Below are 729 nucleotides of genomic sequence, written 5' to 3' on the forward strand. Positions count from 1 at the left end.
GATCGGCGATTGGGACGAAGTCGTAACAAGGTACCCGTACCGGAAGGTGCGGGTGGATCACCTCCTTTCTAAGGAGCTTTAATTGAGCACCAGTTGGTGCTATATAGCGTGTGAGTGTTTATTCTTACTCGCTTGGTGGTTTATGTAGACGATTGTTTTACTGCCGCCTATTGATAATCGGGTGGAGATACATCTTAACCAGAATGATGATTCAACTAACGCGTTAATAGAAGTGCTTGGTGCATTGTTGGGTGTCTGGGGCATTGTTCCCTGGTTGTATAACCCACGTAAGTTTCAATAACTGCTTTCTTTGTGGTGTGGTTGTTGTCTTGTGTGGGGTGTTGTGTGAGAACTGTATAGTGGACGCGAGCATTAAACCATGTGCTTGCCATCGTCACTTTTTGTGTTGGTGGTGGGTCATGGTTTGTGTGATTTCTTTGTTCTTTTGTGTTTTGTGTGTTCACACCAGCATGATGACTGTTGCTTTTGTGGTGGTTGTTGTGTTGGTTGTGTGTTCGTTATTTAGGGCGCATGGTGGATGCCTTGGCATGCTGGGCCGATGAAGGACGTGTAAGGCTGCGTTAAGCCTCGGGGAGTTGTCAATAGAGCGTTGATCCGAGGATGTCCGAATGGGGAAACCTGGCACCTGTTATGGGGTGTTACCCTTCAGTGAATTCATAGCTGTTGTGGGGGTTTACGCGGGGAAGTGAAACATCTCAGTACCCGTAG

At 47.3% G+C, this 729-nt stretch carries 2 rRNA genes; both read left to right on the forward strand.

The features are described from left to right. A 16S ribosomal RNA gene (locus QP999_RS13350) occupies window positions 1–68 on the forward strand; the annotation flags it as partial. A gap of 443 nt (window positions 69–511) precedes the next feature. Next, a 23S ribosomal RNA gene (locus QP999_RS13355) occupies window positions 512–729 on the forward strand; the annotation flags it as partial.

It is taken from the genome of Corynebacterium sp. MSK004 (assembly GCF_030232515.1).
Lineage (GTDB): Bacteria > Actinomycetota > Actinomycetes > Mycobacteriales > Mycobacteriaceae > Corynebacterium > Corynebacterium hesseae.